Source organism: Pseudomonas sp. s4, assembly GCF_046764235.1.
Classification (GTDB): Bacteria; Pseudomonadota; Gammaproteobacteria; order Pseudomonadales; family Pseudomonadaceae; genus Aquipseudomonas; species Aquipseudomonas asiatica.
Genome location: NZ_CP177209.1, coordinates 577,595 through 591,953, shown reverse-complemented (window position 1 = coordinate 591,953; position 14,359 = coordinate 577,595). Strand labels below are relative to the sequence as shown.

General features: G+C 57.5%; 17 protein-coding genes. All 17 read right to left on the bottom strand.

All coding sequences use genetic code 11. The features are described from left to right. Window positions 1-4 precede the first annotated feature (4 nt). The 17 genes from rplN to rpoC all read right to left on the bottom strand — a co-directional run bounded on the left by rplN (window position 5) and on the right by rpoC (window position 14,296). Window positions 5-373: a 50S ribosomal protein L14 gene (rplN, locus tag ACK56M_RS02710; protein ID WP_002555479.1), complete on the bottom strand. Its 369-nt coding sequence runs from the start codon at window positions 371-373 to the stop codon at window positions 5-7. A 23-nt stretch (window positions 374-396) separates the two neighbouring features. Continuing rightward, entirely contained in the window at window positions 397-663 is a 267-nt protein-coding gene (gene rpsQ, locus ACK56M_RS02705; protein WP_003255478.1) for a 30S ribosomal protein S17, read from the bottom strand. 2 nt (window positions 664-665) lie between these two features. Then, a complete protein-coding gene (gene rpmC, locus ACK56M_RS02700; RefSeq protein WP_002555481.1) occupies window positions 666-857 on the bottom strand; it encodes a 50S ribosomal protein L29 in 192 nt (63 codons plus the stop codon). After that, window positions 857-1,270 (bottom strand): 50S ribosomal protein L16, encoded by a 414-nt coding sequence (gene rplP, locus ACK56M_RS02695; RefSeq protein ID WP_003255479.1) that lies wholly within the window; start codon window positions 1,268-1,270, stop codon window positions 857-859. Before rplP ends, rpmC begins: the two co-directional genes overlap by 1 nt. Window positions 1,271-1,282: 12 nt before the next feature. Next, the gene (gene rpsC / locus ACK56M_RS02690) at window positions 1,283-1,969 is read right to left on the bottom strand and encodes a 30S ribosomal protein S3 (protein WP_003255481.1); all 687 of its coding nucleotides are present in this window, start codon (window positions 1,967-1,969) and stop codon (window positions 1,283-1,285) included. Window positions 1,970-1,982: 13 nt separating this feature from the next. Continuing rightward, on the bottom strand, window positions 1,983-2,315 hold the full coding sequence (gene rplV / locus ACK56M_RS02685) for a 50S ribosomal protein L22 (RefSeq protein ID WP_003103908.1): 333 nt from the start codon (window positions 2,313-2,315) through the stop codon (window positions 1,983-1,985). Window positions 2,316-2,326: 11 nt separating this feature from the next. Then, window positions 2,327-2,602, bottom strand: coding sequence for a 30S ribosomal protein S19 (rpsS, locus tag ACK56M_RS02680; protein ID WP_003255482.1), 276 nt, complete (start codon window positions 2,600-2,602; stop codon window positions 2,327-2,329). Window positions 2,603-2,618: 16 nt separating this feature from the next. After that, complete coding sequence (gene rplB / locus ACK56M_RS02675; protein ID WP_015268750.1) at window positions 2,619-3,443, bottom strand: 50S ribosomal protein L2; 825 nt, start codon at window positions 3,441-3,443, stop codon at window positions 2,619-2,621. Window positions 3,444-3,457: 14 nt separating this feature from the next. After that, a complete protein-coding gene (gene rplW, locus ACK56M_RS02670; protein WP_003255484.1) occupies window positions 3,458-3,757 on the bottom strand; it encodes a 50S ribosomal protein L23 in 300 nt (99 codons plus the stop codon). Then, complete coding sequence (gene rplD / locus ACK56M_RS02665; protein ID WP_008089819.1) at window positions 3,754-4,356, bottom strand: 50S ribosomal protein L4; 603 nt, start codon at window positions 4,354-4,356, stop codon at window positions 3,754-3,756. Before rplD ends, rplW begins: the two co-directional genes overlap by 4 nt. A 12-nt stretch (window positions 4,357-4,368) precedes the next feature. Then, window positions 4,369-5,004: a 50S ribosomal protein L3 gene (gene rplC, locus ACK56M_RS02660; protein WP_003257089.1), complete on the bottom strand. Its 636-nt coding sequence runs from the start codon at window positions 5,002-5,004 to the stop codon at window positions 4,369-4,371. 80 nt (window positions 5,005-5,084) lie between these two features. Continuing rightward, window positions 5,085-5,396 carry a 30S ribosomal protein S10 gene (rpsJ, locus tag ACK56M_RS02655; protein WP_003186070.1) on the bottom strand — a complete coding sequence of 104 codons (312 nt, stop codon included), beginning with the start codon at window positions 5,394-5,396 and terminating at the stop codon, window positions 5,085-5,087. A gap of 141 nt (window positions 5,397-5,537) precedes the next feature. Continuing rightward, complete coding sequence (gene tuf, locus ACK56M_RS02650) at window positions 5,538-6,731, bottom strand: elongation factor Tu (RefSeq protein ID WP_013970626.1); 1,194 nt, start codon at window positions 6,729-6,731, stop codon at window positions 5,538-5,540. 27 nt (window positions 6,732-6,758) lie between these two features. Continuing rightward, window positions 6,759-8,906, bottom strand: coding sequence for an elongation factor G (fusA, locus tag ACK56M_RS02645; RefSeq protein ID WP_015268748.1), 2,148 nt, complete (start codon window positions 8,904-8,906; stop codon window positions 6,759-6,761). Between the two features lie 30 nt (window positions 8,907-8,936). After that, window positions 8,937-9,407 (bottom strand): 30S ribosomal protein S7, encoded by a 471-nt coding sequence (gene rpsG / locus ACK56M_RS02640; RefSeq protein ID WP_003246741.1) that lies wholly within the window; start codon window positions 9,405-9,407, stop codon window positions 8,937-8,939. 106 nt (window positions 9,408-9,513) lie between these two features. Then, window positions 9,514-9,885, bottom strand: a complete 372-nt coding sequence (rpsL, locus tag ACK56M_RS02635) for a 30S ribosomal protein S12 (protein WP_003257088.1) — start codon at window positions 9,883-9,885, stop codon at window positions 9,514-9,516. Window positions 9,886-10,096: 211 nt separating this feature from the next. Next, the gene (gene rpoC / locus ACK56M_RS02630) at window positions 10,097-14,296 is read right to left on the bottom strand and encodes a DNA-directed RNA polymerase subunit beta' (RefSeq protein ID WP_013970632.1); all 4,200 of its coding nucleotides are present in this window, start codon (window positions 14,294-14,296) and stop codon (window positions 10,097-10,099) included. Window positions 14,297-14,359 lie beyond the last annotated feature (63 nt).

Below are 14,359 nucleotides of genomic sequence, written 5' to 3'. Positions count from 1 at the left end.
CTCCTTACAGCACTTCAGGGGCGAGCGAGACGATCTTCATGAACTTCTCGGTACGAAGTTCACGGGTCACTGGCCCGAAGATGCGAGTGCCGATCGGCTCTTGCTTGTTGTTCAGCAGAACAGCAGCGTTGCCGTCGAAACGAATGATGGAACCGTCAGCGCGACGAACACCGTGACGGGTGCGCACGACAACAGCAGTCATCACTTGGCCTTTCTTGACCTTACCGCGCGGAATTGCTTCCTTGACGGTTACCTTGATGATGTCACCGATGCCGGCGTAACGGCGGTGCGAACCACCGAGCACCTTGATGCACATGACGCGACGAGCGCCGCTGTTATCGGCCACATCGAGCATGGATTGAGTCTGAATCATAAAATTTCTCCGACCCCTAGCCCTTAGACTTCAACAGCGCGTTCGAGGACTTCAACCAGTGCCCAGGACTTGGTCTTGGCCAGCGGACGGGTTTCACGGATGGAAACCTTGTCGCCGATCTTGCACTGGTTGGCTTCGTCGTGCGCGTGCAGCTTAGTCGAACGCTTAACGTATTTACCGTAGATCGGGTGCTTTACGCGACGCTCGATCAGAACGGTGATGGTCTTGTCCATTTTGTCGCTGACGACACGGCCAGTCAGCGTACGGACGGTTTTTTCAGCTTCAGCCATGATCACTTACCTGCCTGCTGGTTGAGCACAGTTTTCACGCGAGCGATGTCACGCTTAACTTGCGAGAGCAGGTGCGACTGCCCCAACTGGCCAGTTGCTTTCTGCATACGCAGATTGAACTGGTCGCGCAGCAAGCCGAGCAGTTGCTCATTCAGTTGCTGTGCCGATTTTTCACGAAGTTCATTCGCTTTCATCACATCACCGTCCGCTTAACAAAGGAGGTGGCGAGAGGCAGCTTTGCAGCAGCCAGGGCGAAAGCTTCGCGCGCCAGCTCTTCAGAAACACCCTCGATTTCATACAGGACTTTGCCTGGCTGAATCTGGGCAACCCAGTATTCCACGGAACCCTTACCTTTACCCATACGAACCTCGAGAGGCTTCTTGGAGATCGGCTTGTCCGGGAACACACGGATCCAGATCTTACCGCCACGTTTTACGTGACGGGTCAGCGCACGACGTGCGGACTCGATCTGGCGAGCGGTGAGGCGACCGCGAGCAACAGCTTTCAGGGCGAATTCGCCGAAGCTGACTTTGCTACCGCGCAGTGCCAGACCACGGTTGTGGCCAGTCATCTGCTTGCGGAATTTTGTACGCTTTGGTTGCAACATTTGGCGTACCCCTTACTTAGCAGCTTTTTTACGAGGCGCTGGTGCTTGTGGTTTCAGTTCTTCTTGGCGACCACCAATAACTTCGCCTTTGAAGATCCAAACCTTCACACCGATCACACCGTAAGTGGTGTGAGCTTCGTAGGTGTTGTAGTCGATATCGGCACGCAGGGTGTGCAGAGGCACACGACCTTCGCGATACCACTCGGTACGAGCAATCTCAGCACCGCCGAGACGACCGCTCACCTGGATCTTGATGCCCTTGGCACCAATACGCATGGCGTTCTGTACGGCGCGCTTCATGGCGCGACGGAACATTACGCGGCGCTCCAGCTGCTGAGCTACGCTCTGCGCAACCAGCATAGCGTCGAGTTCCGGCTTGCGGATCTCTTCGATGTTGATGTGCACAGGCACACCCATCTGCTTGGTCAGGTCCTGACGCAGCTTCTCGACATCTTCACCTTTCTTACCGATAACGATACCGGGACGAGCGGTGTGGATGGTGATGCGTGCAGTTTGAGCCGGACGATGAATATCGATACGGCTTACGGACGCGCTTTTTAGTTTGTCTTGGAGGTACTCACGCGTTTTCAGATCCTTCAACAGGTAATCTGCGTAAGTAGCACCGTCTGCGTACCAGACGGAGGTGTGCTCCTTGACGATTCCCAGGCGAATGCCAGTGGGATGTACTTTCTGACCCATCTGATCGACTCCGTTACTTGTCCGCAACCTTGACAGTGATATGGCAAGACCGCTTGACGATGCGATCAGCACGGCCTTTGGCACGTGGCATGATGCGCTTCAGCGAACGCCCTTCGTTGACGAAGACGGTGGAGACCTTCAGGTCATCAACGTCTGCGCCTTCGTTGTGTTCGGCGTTGGCAACGGCCGACTCGAGGACTTTCTTCATGATTTCAGCGGCTTTTTTGCTGCTGAAGGCCAACAGGTTGAGCGCTTCGCCCACCTTCTTCCCGCGGATCTGGTCGGCGACCAAGCGGGCTTTCTGGGCGGAGATGCGAGCGCCCGACAACTTAGCGGCTACTTCCATTTCCTTACCCCTTAACGCTTGGCTTTCTTGTCAGCCACGTGCCCGCGATAGGTGCGGGTACCGGCGAACTCGCCCAGTTTGTGGCCGACCATGTCTTCGTTCACCAGAACTGGGACATGTTGACGACCGTTGTGTACCGCGATGGTCAGACCGACCATTTGTGGCAGGATCATCGAACGGCGCGACCAGGTTTTAACTGGCTTGCGATCGTTCTTCTCCACCGCCACTTCGACCTTCTTCAGCAGGTGAAGATCGATAAAAGGACCTTTTTTCAGAGAACGTGGCACTGTCGTATCCCTCTAGTTACTTGCGACGACGGACGATCATGTTGTCGGTACGCTTATTACCACGGGTCTTCGCACCCTTGGTTGGGAAGCCCCATGGCGATACCGGATGACGACCACCGGAGGTACGACCTTCACCACCACCATGTGGGTGGTCAACCGGGTTCATGGCAACACCACGAACGGTTGGGCGAACGCCGCGCCAGCGTTTGGCACCAGCTTTACCCAGCGAACGCAGGCTGTGCTCGGAGTTCGAGACTTCGCCCAGGGTCGCACGGCACTCAGCCAGTACTTTACGCATCTCACCGGAACGCAGACGCAGAGTCACGTAGACGCCTTCACGAGCGATCAGCTGAGCCGAAGCACCAGCGGAACGAGCGATCTGAGCACCTTTACCCGGCTTCAGTTCGATGCCGTGAATGGTGCTACCTACTGGGATATTGCGCAGCTGCAGGGAGTTACCGGCCTTGATTGGGGCCAGGGCACCTGCGATCAGCTGGTCACCAGCGCTCACGCCTTTAGGGGCGATGATGTAGCGACGCTCACCGTCTGCGTAGCACAGCAGGGCGATGTGAGCAGTACGGTTCGGGTCGTATTCGATACGCTCGACAGTGGCTGGAATGCCATCTTTGTCGTTGCGACGGAAGTCGACCAGACGGTAATGCTGCTTATGACCACCACCAACGTGACGAGTGGTGATGCGGCCATTGTTGTTACGACCACCAGACTTCGATTTTTTCTCGATCAGCGGTGCGTGAGGAGCGCCTTTGTGCAGCTCCTGGTTGACCACCTTGACCACGAAACGGCGGCCAGGGGAAGTCGGTTTGCATTTAACGATTGCCATGATGCACCCCTTCCTTACTCAGCACTGCTGCTGAAATCGAGATCTTGGCCTGGCTGAAGGGAGACGATCGCCTTCTTCCAGTCATTACGCTTGCCCAGACCACGTGCGGTACGCTTGGTTTTACCCAGAACGTTAACAGTCGACACGTTTTCAACCTTTACGTTGAACAGGCCTTCGACAGCTTTCTTGATTTCCAGCTTGGTTGCATCGGTAGCAACCTTGAATACGAACTGGCCTTTTTTCTCAGCCAGAACGGTAGCCTTCTCGGAAACGTGCGGGCCAAGGAGGACTTTGAATACGCGTTCCTGGTTCATCCCAGCAGCTCCTCGAATTTCTTCACGGCCGAGACAGTGATCAACACTTTCTCGTATGCGATCAGACTGACCGGGTCGGAACCTTGTACGTCACGTACGTCAACGTGCGGCAGGTTGCGAGCAGCCAGGTACAGGTTCTGATCAACAGCGTCGGAAACGATCAGTACGTCGTTCAGACCCATGCCGTTCAGCTTGTTCAGCAGATCTTTGGTTTTCGGTGCTTCAACAGCGAAGTCCTGAACCACGACCAGACGGTCGCTACGCACCAGCTCAGCGAGGATGGAGCGCAGGGCTGCGCGGTACATCTTCTTGTTGAGCTTCTGCGAGTGATCTTGAGGGCGAGCTGCGAAGGTTACACCACCGCCACGCCAGATCGGACCACGAGTGGTACCAGCACGAGCACGGCCAGTACCCTTCTGACGCCATGGGCGCTTACCGCCACCAGCCACGTCGGAACGGGTCTTCTGCTGCTTGGTGCCCTGACGGCCGCCGGCCATGTAGGCCACGACTGCTTGGTGTACCAGCGTCTCGTTGAATTCGCCACCGAAAGTCAGTTCGGAAACTTCGATCGCCTGAGCGTCATTTACATTGAGTTGCATGTCAGTTTCCCCTTAACCGCGAGCCTTGACAGCTGGACGTACAACCACGTCGCCGCCAGTAGCGCCTGGAACGGCACCCTTGACCAGCAGCAGGTTGCGTTCAGCGTCTACGCGAACTACTTCCAGGGACTGAACAGTCACGCGCTCGGCGCCCATGTGACCGGACATTTTCTTGCCCTTGAACACACGACCAGGAGTCTGGCACTGGCCGATGGAACCTGGGACACGGTGCGACACGGAGTTACCGTGGGTGTTGTCCTGGCCACGGAAGTTCCAGCGCTTGATGGTACCGGCGAAGCCTTTACCTTTGGACTGACCAGTAACGTCTACCAGCTGGCCTGCAGTGAAGAGTTCAGCTTTGATCAGATCGCCAGCCTGGAAATCGCCTTCTTCAAGACGGAACTCCCAGACACCGCGACCAGCGGCAACGTTGGCCTTGGCGAAGTGGCCTGCCTGAGCGGCAGTCACGCGCGAAGCACGACGCTCGCCGACAGTGACTTGCACTGCACGGTAGCCATCGGTTTCTTCAGTTTTGAACTGGGTGACGCGATTCGGCTCGATCTCGATGACCGTGACCGGAATGGAGACACCTTCTTCGGTGAAAATGCGGGTCATACCGCACTTGCGACCGATTACACCAATAGTCATGTTGTAAACCTCATGAGTGTACGGGGCTTTCACCCGCTATGGCCGCCCATTTCAGAGCGTTACACGACCAGACCGAAGTCTTAGCCGAGGCTGATCTGTACTTCCACACCTGCCGCCAGATCAAGCTTCATCAGCGCATCAACGGTTTTATCCGTTGGCTGGACGATGTCCAGAACACGCTTATGAGTGCGGATCTCGTACTGGTCACGCGCGTCTTTGTTGACGTGCGGGGAAACCAGAACGGTGAAACGCTCTTTGCGGGTAGGCAGTGGAATTGGACCACGCACTTGTGCACCAGTACGTTTCGCGGTTTCCACGATTTCCTGGGTGGATTGGTCGATCAGGCGATGGTCGAAAGCCTTCAACCTGATACGGATTTGCTGATTTTGCATTGGATTTCAGACTCCAGGCTGTTCCCAACGGACGCACTACGCCCGCTAAAAGGAGGCGTGATTCTATAGACGCCCCCATTTAGTGTCAACCCAATAAAAAAAACCCCCGCTGAGCGGGGGTTTTTTCAATCGGTCGAGTGATTACTCGATGATTTTTGCTACGACGCCGGCGCCGACGGTACGACCGCCTTCACGGATAGCGAAGCGCAGACCGTCTTCCATTGCGATGGTCTTGATCAGGGTGACAGTCATCTGAATGTTGTCACCTGGCATTACCATTTCAACGCCTTCCGGCAGTTCGCAGTTACCGGTCACGTCAGTGGTACGGAAGTAGAACTGAGGACGGTAGCCTTTGAAGAACGGAGTGTGACGACCGCCTTCTTCCTTCGACAGAACGTAGACTTCTGCGGTGAACTTGGTGTGCGGCTTGACCGAACCTGGCTTGACCAGAACCTGGCCACGCTCAACGTCGTCACGCTTGGTACCACGCAGCAGAACGCCGCAGTTCTCGCCAGCACGACCTTCGTCCAGCAGCTTGCGGAACATCTCAACACCGGTGCAGGTGGTGGTGGTGGTGTCACGCAGACCAACGATTTCCAGCGGATCCTGAACGCGGACGATACCACGCTCGATACGACCGGTAACAACGGTACCACGACCCGAGATCGAGAATACGTCTTCGATCGGCATCAGGAACGGCTGGTCAACGGCACGAACTGGCTCAGGGATGTAGGCATCCAGAGTTTCTACCAGCTTCTTGACAGCGGTAGTACCCATTTCGTTGTCGTCTTTGCCTTCCAGGGCCATACGAGCCGAACCGATGATGATCGGGGTATCGTCGCCTGGGAAGTCGTAGGTGGACAGCAGGTCGCGAACTTCCATCTCGACCAGTTCCAGCAGCTCGGCGTCGTCTACCAGGTCAGCCTTGTTCAGGAAGACCACGATGTAAGGAACGCCTACCTGACGGGACAGCAGGATGTGCTCACGGGTTTGTGGCATCGGACCATCGGCGGCCGAGCAAACCAGGATCGCGCCGTCCATCTGGGCAGCACCGGTGATCATGTTCTTCACGTAGTCAGCGTGACCTGGGCAGTCAACGTGAGCGTAGTGACGAATGTTCGAGTTGTACTCGACGTGAGCGGTGTTGATGGTGATACCGCGCGCTTTTTCTTCCGGAGCCGAGTCGATCTTGTCGAACTCAACGACTGCCGAACCGAAAACTTCGGAGCAGACGCGAGTCAGAGCTGCGGTCAGAGTGGTCTTACCGTGGTCAACGTGGCCGATGGTGCCGACGTTAACGTGGGGAAGGGAACGATCAAATTTTTCTTTAGCCACGACAGTGAACCTCTTGCCTAAAGGGGATTAGCCTTGTTTTTTAACGAGTGCTTCGACGATGTTCGACGGAGCTTCGGCGTATTTGGAGAATTCCATGGAGTAGCTTGCGCGACCCTGAGACATGGAACGAACGTCGGTTGCGTAACCGAACATCTCTCCGAGCGGAACTTCAGCGCGGACGACACGGCCAGAGACCGATTCATCCATACCCTGGACCAGACCACGACGACGGTTCAGGTCACCCATCACGTCACCCAGGTAGTCTTCCGGAGTTACAACTTCGACCTTCATGATCGGCTCGAGAACCACGCCACCGCCCTTCTGGGCCAGTTGCTTGGTTGCCATCGAAGCGGCGATCTTGAACGCCATTTCGTTGGAGTCGACGTCGTGGTACGAACCGTCGAATACCGCGGCCTTCAGGCCGATCAGAGGATAGCCGGCAACAACGCCGTTCTTCATCTGCTCTTCGATACCCTTCTGGATCGCAGGGATGTATTCCTTAGGAATCACACCACCAACGACTTCGTTGGCGAACACCAGACCTTCGGTGATGTTGCCCTTGTCGTCCTGATCCGGCTCCGAGAAACGGATCCAGCAGTGACCGAACTGACCACGACCGCCCGACTGACGAACGAACTTGCCTTCGATCTCGACGTTGGACTTGGTGATCTTCTCGCGGTACGAAACCTGCGGCTTGCCGATGTTGGCTTCGACGTTGAACTCGCGCTTCATGCGGTCAACGAGGATGTCCAGGTGCAGCTCACCCATACCGGAGATGATGGTCTGACCAGTTTCTTCGTCGGTCTTGACGCGGAACGACGGGTCTTCCTGGGCCAGCTTGCCCAGTGCGATACCCATCTTCTCCTGGTCAGCCTTGGTTTTCGGCTCTACGGAGAGCGAAATCACAGGCTCCGGGAAGTCCATACGTTCGAGGATGATCGGCTTGTCGGCGTTGCACAGGGTGTCACCAGTGGTGACGTCCTTCATGCCGATCAGAGCGGCGATATCGCCCGCACGCACTTCCTTGATCTCTTCACGCTGGTTGGCGTGCATCTGCACCATACGACCAACGCGCTCTTTCTTGCCCTTGACCGAGTTGATGACGGAGTCACCGGAGGTCAGGAAGCCCGAGTAAACGCGAACGAAGGTCAGAGTACCAACGAACGGGTCGGTGGCAATCTTGAACGCCAGAGCCGAGAACGGCTCATCGTCGTCAGCATGACGCTCGTCGTACTGCTCTGGGGTGACTTCATCCTTCGGCACTTCGGCCAGATCAGGATGGATACCCTTGATCGCAGGAATTTCGGTCGGAGCAGGCAGGTAGTCGATAACGGCGTCGAGAACCAGGGGAACGCCCTTGTTCTTGAACGACGAACCGCAGACAGCCGGAACGATCTCGCTGGCCAGGGTGCGCGCGCGCAGGCCTGCCTTGATTTCTTCGACGGTCAGCTCACCTTCTTCAAGGTACTTGTTCATCAGCTCTTCGCTGGCTTCGGCGGCGGCTTCAACCATGTTGTTGCGCCATTCGTTAGCCAGGTCGACCATGTCCGCTGGAATTTCTTCTTCGCGGTAGGTGGTGCCTTTGTCGTCTTCGTTCCAGTAGATGGCTTTCATCTTGATCAGGTCGACCTGACCCTGGAAGTCGTCTTCTGCACCGATAGCCAGCTGGACCGGAACCGGGGTGTGACCCAGGCGGTTCTTGATCTGACCGACAACGCGCAGGAAGTTGGCACCAGCACGGTCCATCTTGTTCACGTAGACAACACGTGGAACGCCGTACTTGTTGGCCTGACGCCATACGGTTTCGGACTGCGGCTCAACGCCGGAGGTACCGCAGAACACAACGACCGCGCCGTCGAGTACACGCAGCGAACGCTCTACTTCAATGGTGAAGTCAACGTGGCCGGGGGTATCGATGACGTTTACGCGGTAGTTGTCGTACTGACCACGGGAACCTTTCCAGAAGGTGGTAACGGCAGCGGAGGTAATGGTGATACCGCGCTCCTGCTCCTGCACCATCCAGTCGGTGGTCGCGGCGCCGTCGTGCACCTCGCCCATTTTGTGGCTCAGACCTGTGTAGAACAGGATCCGCTCGGTAGTGGTAGTCTTGCCCGCGTCAACGTGGGCGCAGATACCGATGTTACGGTAGCGGTTAATTGCTGTAGTACGAGCCATAAAGCCCTCGCAAAATGATTGATGCTTGAATTAGAAGCGGTAGTGCGAGAACGCTTTGTTGGCCTCGGCCATACGGTGCACGTCTTCACGCTTCTTGACTGCAGCACCCTTGCCTTCAGCAGCATCCAGCAGTTCGCCGGCCAGGCGCAGGGCCATCGACTTCTCGCCGCGCTTGCGGGCGTAGTCTACGAGCCAGCGCATTGCCAGAGCGTTACGACGGGACGGACGAACTTCAACCGGAACCTGGTAAGTGGCACCGCCAACACGGCGGGACTTAACTTCGACCAGCGGAGCGATGGCGTCGAGAGCTTTCTCGAAGATTTCCAGGGGGTCGCTGTTCTTGCGTGCTTTGACGGTATCCAGGGCACCGTAAACGATGCGCTCGGCTACGGCCTTCTTGCCGCTTTCCATCACGTGGTTCATGAACTTGGCGAGAATCTGGGATCCGTACTTCGGATCGTCAAGGATCTCACGTTTTGCTGCTACACGACGTCTTGGCATGATAAGCCCTCAAACGGTCTTCAGGTTAGCCCGGGACCAGGTCTTTCGACCCCTGCCCGACCTTACTCTTATCGACTCAAATAAATGGATGTCTGCAAACGGCCGATTACTTCGGACGCTTGGTACCGTACTTCGAACGACCCTGGTTACGGCCTTTAACGCCCGAAGTATCCAGAGAGCCGCGAACGGTGTGGTAACGAACACCTGGCAAGTCTTTTACACGGCCGCCACGGATCAGGACGACGCTGTGCTCTTGCAGGTTGTGGCCTTCACCACCGATGTACGAGGAAACCTCGAAACCGTTGGTCAGACGCACACGGCATACTTTACGCAGTGCCGAGTTAGGTTTTTTCGGCGTGGTGGTGTACACGCGGGTGCACACGCCACGACGCTGCGGGCAGTTCTGCAGCGCAGGTACGTCGGATTTCTCGACGGTACGCTTACGCGGCTGACGTACCAGCTGGTTGATAGTTGCCATCTACTAGCTCCACTGATTGTCTTGCGACGCTATTGTCTTGCAAGAAAGCCAAAAATTGGCGAGACGGAGCCTCACCAAATTTAAGGGTACAAAAGTCTAAAGAGGATCTTGCACCCAGTCAAGACGAGGCCCCGGCCCTCCCCGCCCGATCATCGGCAACATTTCATGTCGCCGCTGATCGCTCGGGGCTTGCCGGGGCCCTGCCCTGTACTTAGTTACCGCTGGAGTTCAGCGCTTCGGTCAGTGCGGCTTCCACCTCACTGGCGCTCACACGCAGCGGCTTGTCGGCATCACGGCGACGCTTACGCTCGCTGTGGTAGGCCAGACCAGTACCGGCCGGAATCAGACGACCCACGACCACGTTCTCTTTCAGGCCGCGCAGGTAGTCGCGCTTGCCGGTTACCGCCGCTTCGGTCAGTACGCGGGTGGTTTCCTGGAAGGAAGCCGCGGAGATGAACGACTCGGTCGACAGCGAGGCCTTGGTGATACCCAGCAGCACGCGGGAGAACTTGGAGATGAACTTGTCCTCGCTGGCGAGACGCTCGTTCTCTACCAGTACCTGGGTCAGTTCCATCTGGTCGCCCTTGATGAAGCTGGAGTCACCCGACTCGGTTATCTCGACCTTGCGCAGCATCTGACGCAGGATGGTCTCGATGTGCTTGTCGTTGATCTTAACGCCTTGCAGACGGTAAACGTCCTGGATCTCGTTGACGATGTACTTCGCCAGCGCGCTCACACCCAGCAGACGCAGAATGTCGTGCGGATCGCTCGGGCCGTCGGAGATAACTTCGCCGCGGTTTACCTGTTCGCCTTCGAAGACGTTCAGGTGGCGCCACTTCGGAATCAGCTCTTCGTACGGATCGCTACCGTCGGTCGGGGTGATGACCAGACGACGCTTGCCCTTGGTCTCCTTGCCGAACGCGATGGTGCCGCTGACTTCAGCCAGAATCGAGGCCTCTTTCGGACGGCGCGCTTCGAACAGGTCGGCAACGCGCGGCAGACCACCGGTGATGTCACGGGTCTTCGACGTTTCTTGCGGGATACGCGCGATAACGTCACCAACACCGATCTGGGCACCGTCAGCCACGCCGACGAGGGCGTTGGCCGGCAGGAAGTACTGGGCAGGTACGTCGGTACCTGGCAGGTACAGATCCTTGCCAGAAGCGTCGACCATCTTGATAGCAGGACGGATTTCCTTGCCAGCGGCAGGGCGATCCTTGACGTCCAGTACTTCAATGTTGGTCAAACCCGTCAATTCGTCAGTCTGACGCTTGATGGTGATGCCTTCTTCCATGCCAACGAAGGTCACGGTACCTTTCAGTTCGGTAACGATCGGGTGGGTGTGCGGGTCCCACTTGGCGACGATAGCGCCAGCTTCGACCTTTTCACCTTCCTTGACCGAAATTACCGCACCATAAGGCAGCTTGTAGCGCTCACGCTCACGACCGAACTCGTCGGCAATGGCCAACTCGCCCGAACGCGATACGGCAACCAGGTTGCCATCGGCACGTTCTACCTGCTTCAGGTTGTGCAGACGCACCATACCGCCGTTCTTCACCTGGACGCTGTCGGCAGCCGAGGTACGGCTTGCAGCACCACCGATGTGGAACGTACGCATGGTCAGCTGGGTACCCGGCTCACCGATCGACTGCGCAGCGATAACGCCGACAGCTTCACCGATGTTCACCTGGTGACCGCGAGCCAGGTCACGACCGTAGCACTTGGCGCAGATGCCGTAACGGGTTTCGCAGTTGATCGGCGAACGCACGACCACTTCGTCGATGCTGTTCAGCTCGATGAATTCGACCCACTTCTCGTCGACCAGGGTACCGGCCGGAACGATGACGTCCTCGGTGCCTGGCTTGAACACGTCACGGGCGATGACACGACCCAGCACACGCTCACCCAGCGGTTCTACAACGTCACCACCTTCGATGTGCGGGGTCATCAGCAGGCCCTGGTCGGTGCCGCAGTCGATCTCGGTAACAACCAGATCCTGGGCAACGTCTACCAGACGACGAGTCAGGTAACCGGAGTTGGCGGTCTTCAGTGCGGTATCCGCCAGACCCTTACGAGCACCGTGGGTCGAAATGAAGTACTGCAGAACGCTCAGACCTTCACGGAAGTTCGCAGTGATCGGCGTCTCGATGATGGAGCCGTCCGGCTTGGCCATCAGGCCACGCATACCGGCCAGCTGACGGATCTGGGCTGCGGAACCCCGCGCACCGGAGTCAGCCATCATGTACATCGAGTTGAAGGACTCTTGCTCGACTTCCTTGCCTTCGCGATCGATGACCTTCTCTTTCGAGAGGTTGGCCATCATCGCCTTGGACACTTCGTCGTTCGCCTTCGACCACAGGTCGATGACCTTGTTGTACTTCTCGCCCTGGGTTACCAGACCGGAGGCGTACTGGCTCTCGATTTCCTTCACTTCGTCGGTAGCGGTACCGATGATGCGTGCTTTCTCGTCCGGGATAACGAAGTCGTTAACACCGATCGAAACGCCGGAAATGGTCGAGTAAGCGAAACCGGTGTACATCAGCTGGTCAGCGAAGATAACGGTCTCTTTCAGACCAACCACGCGGTAGCACTGGTTGATCAGCTTGGAGATCGCCTTTTTCTTCATCGGCTGGTTGACCACGTCGTAAGGCAGGCCTGCCGGTACAACCTGGAACAGCAGCGCACGGCCGACGGTGGTGTCGACGATGCGGGTGTTCTTGACCACGGAGCCGTCACGCTCTTTCACGGTTTCGTTGATACGAACCTTGATTTTCGCGTGCAGGGCAGCCTCGCCGGCGCGGAATACGCGGTCGACTTCCTGCAGGTCGGCGAACACGCGACCTTCGCCCTTGGCGTTGATGGCTTCACGGGTCATGTAGTACAGACCCAGTACCACGTCCTGCGACGGAACGATGATTGGCTCACCGTTGGCTGGCGACAGGATGTTGTTGGTCGACATCATCAGCGCGCGCGCTTCGAGCTGGGCTTCCAGGGTCAGCGGCACGTGAACGGCCATCTGGTCACCGTCGAAGTCGGCGTTGTACGCGGCACAGACCAGCGGGTGCAGCTGAATAGCCTTGCCTTCGATCAGAACCGGTTCAAATGCCTGGATACCCAGACGGTGCAGGGTCGGTGCGCGGTTGAGCAGCACGGGGTGTTCGCGGATCACCTCGGCGAGCACGTCCCACACCTCTGGCAGCTCACGCTCGACCATCTTCTTGGCAGCCTTGATGGTGGTCGCCAGACCACGCATTTCCAGCTTGCCGAAAATGAACGGCTTGAACAGCTCGAGAGCCATCTTTTTCGGCAGACCGCACTGGTGCAGACGCAGGGTCGGGCCTACGGTAATTACCGAACGGCCGGAGTAGTCCACACGCTTACCGAGCAGGTTCTGACGGAAGCGACCTTGCTTACCTTTGATCATGTCGGCCAGGGACTTCAGCGGACGCTTGTTCGAGCCAGTGATGGCGCGACCGCGACGGCCGTTGTCCAGCAGGGCGTCGACCGCCTCCTGCAGCATGCGCTTTTCGTTGCGCACGATGATGTCCGGCGCCGACAGATCCAGCAGGCGCTTCAGACGGTTGTTACGGTTGATCACGCGACGATACAGGTCGTTCAGGTCGGAGGTCGCGAAGCGGCCGCCATCCAGCGGTACCAGCGGACGCAGGTCCGGCGGCAGCACTGGCAGGACGGTCAGGACCATCCACTCAGGCAGGTTGCCCGAACCCTGGAACGCTTCCATCAGCTTCAGGCGCTTGGACAGCTTCTTGATCTTGGTTTCCGAGTTGGTCTGCGGAATCTCTTCGCGCAGGCGGCCGATCTCGTGCTCCAGGTCGATAGCGTGCAGCAGCTCGCGGACAGCCTCGGCACCCATGCGGGCGTCGAAGTCATCACCGAACTCTTCCAGCGCTTCGAAGTACTGCTCGTCGTTCAGCAGTTGACCTTTTTCCAGGGTGGTCATGCCCGGGTCGATAACGACGTAGCTCTCGAAGTAGAGCACGCGCTCGATGTCACGCAGGGTCATGTCCATCAGCAGGCCGATACGGGACGGCAGCGACTTCAGGAACCAGATGTGGGCAACCGGCGAGGCCAGTTCGATGTGCGCCATGCGCTCACGACGAACTTTTGCCAGGGCGACTTCAACGCCGCACTTCTCGCAGATCACGCCGCGGTGCTTGAGGCGCTTGTACTTACCGCACAGGCACTCGTAGTCCTTGACTGGGCCAAAGATCTTGGCGCAGAACAGGCCGTCACGCTCAGGCTTGAACGTACGGTAGTTGATGGTTTCCGGCTTCTTAACTTCACCGAACGACCACGAACGGATCATTTCAGGCGACGCCAGACCGATGCGGATGGCGTCGAACTCTTCGACTTGACCCTGGTTTTTCAGCAAATTCAGTAGGTCTTTCAAGGCCTTTCCTCCTGGCGGAGCAGGGAGCGGGCATTACCTGCCCCACTCCCCTTCGCGTCACGT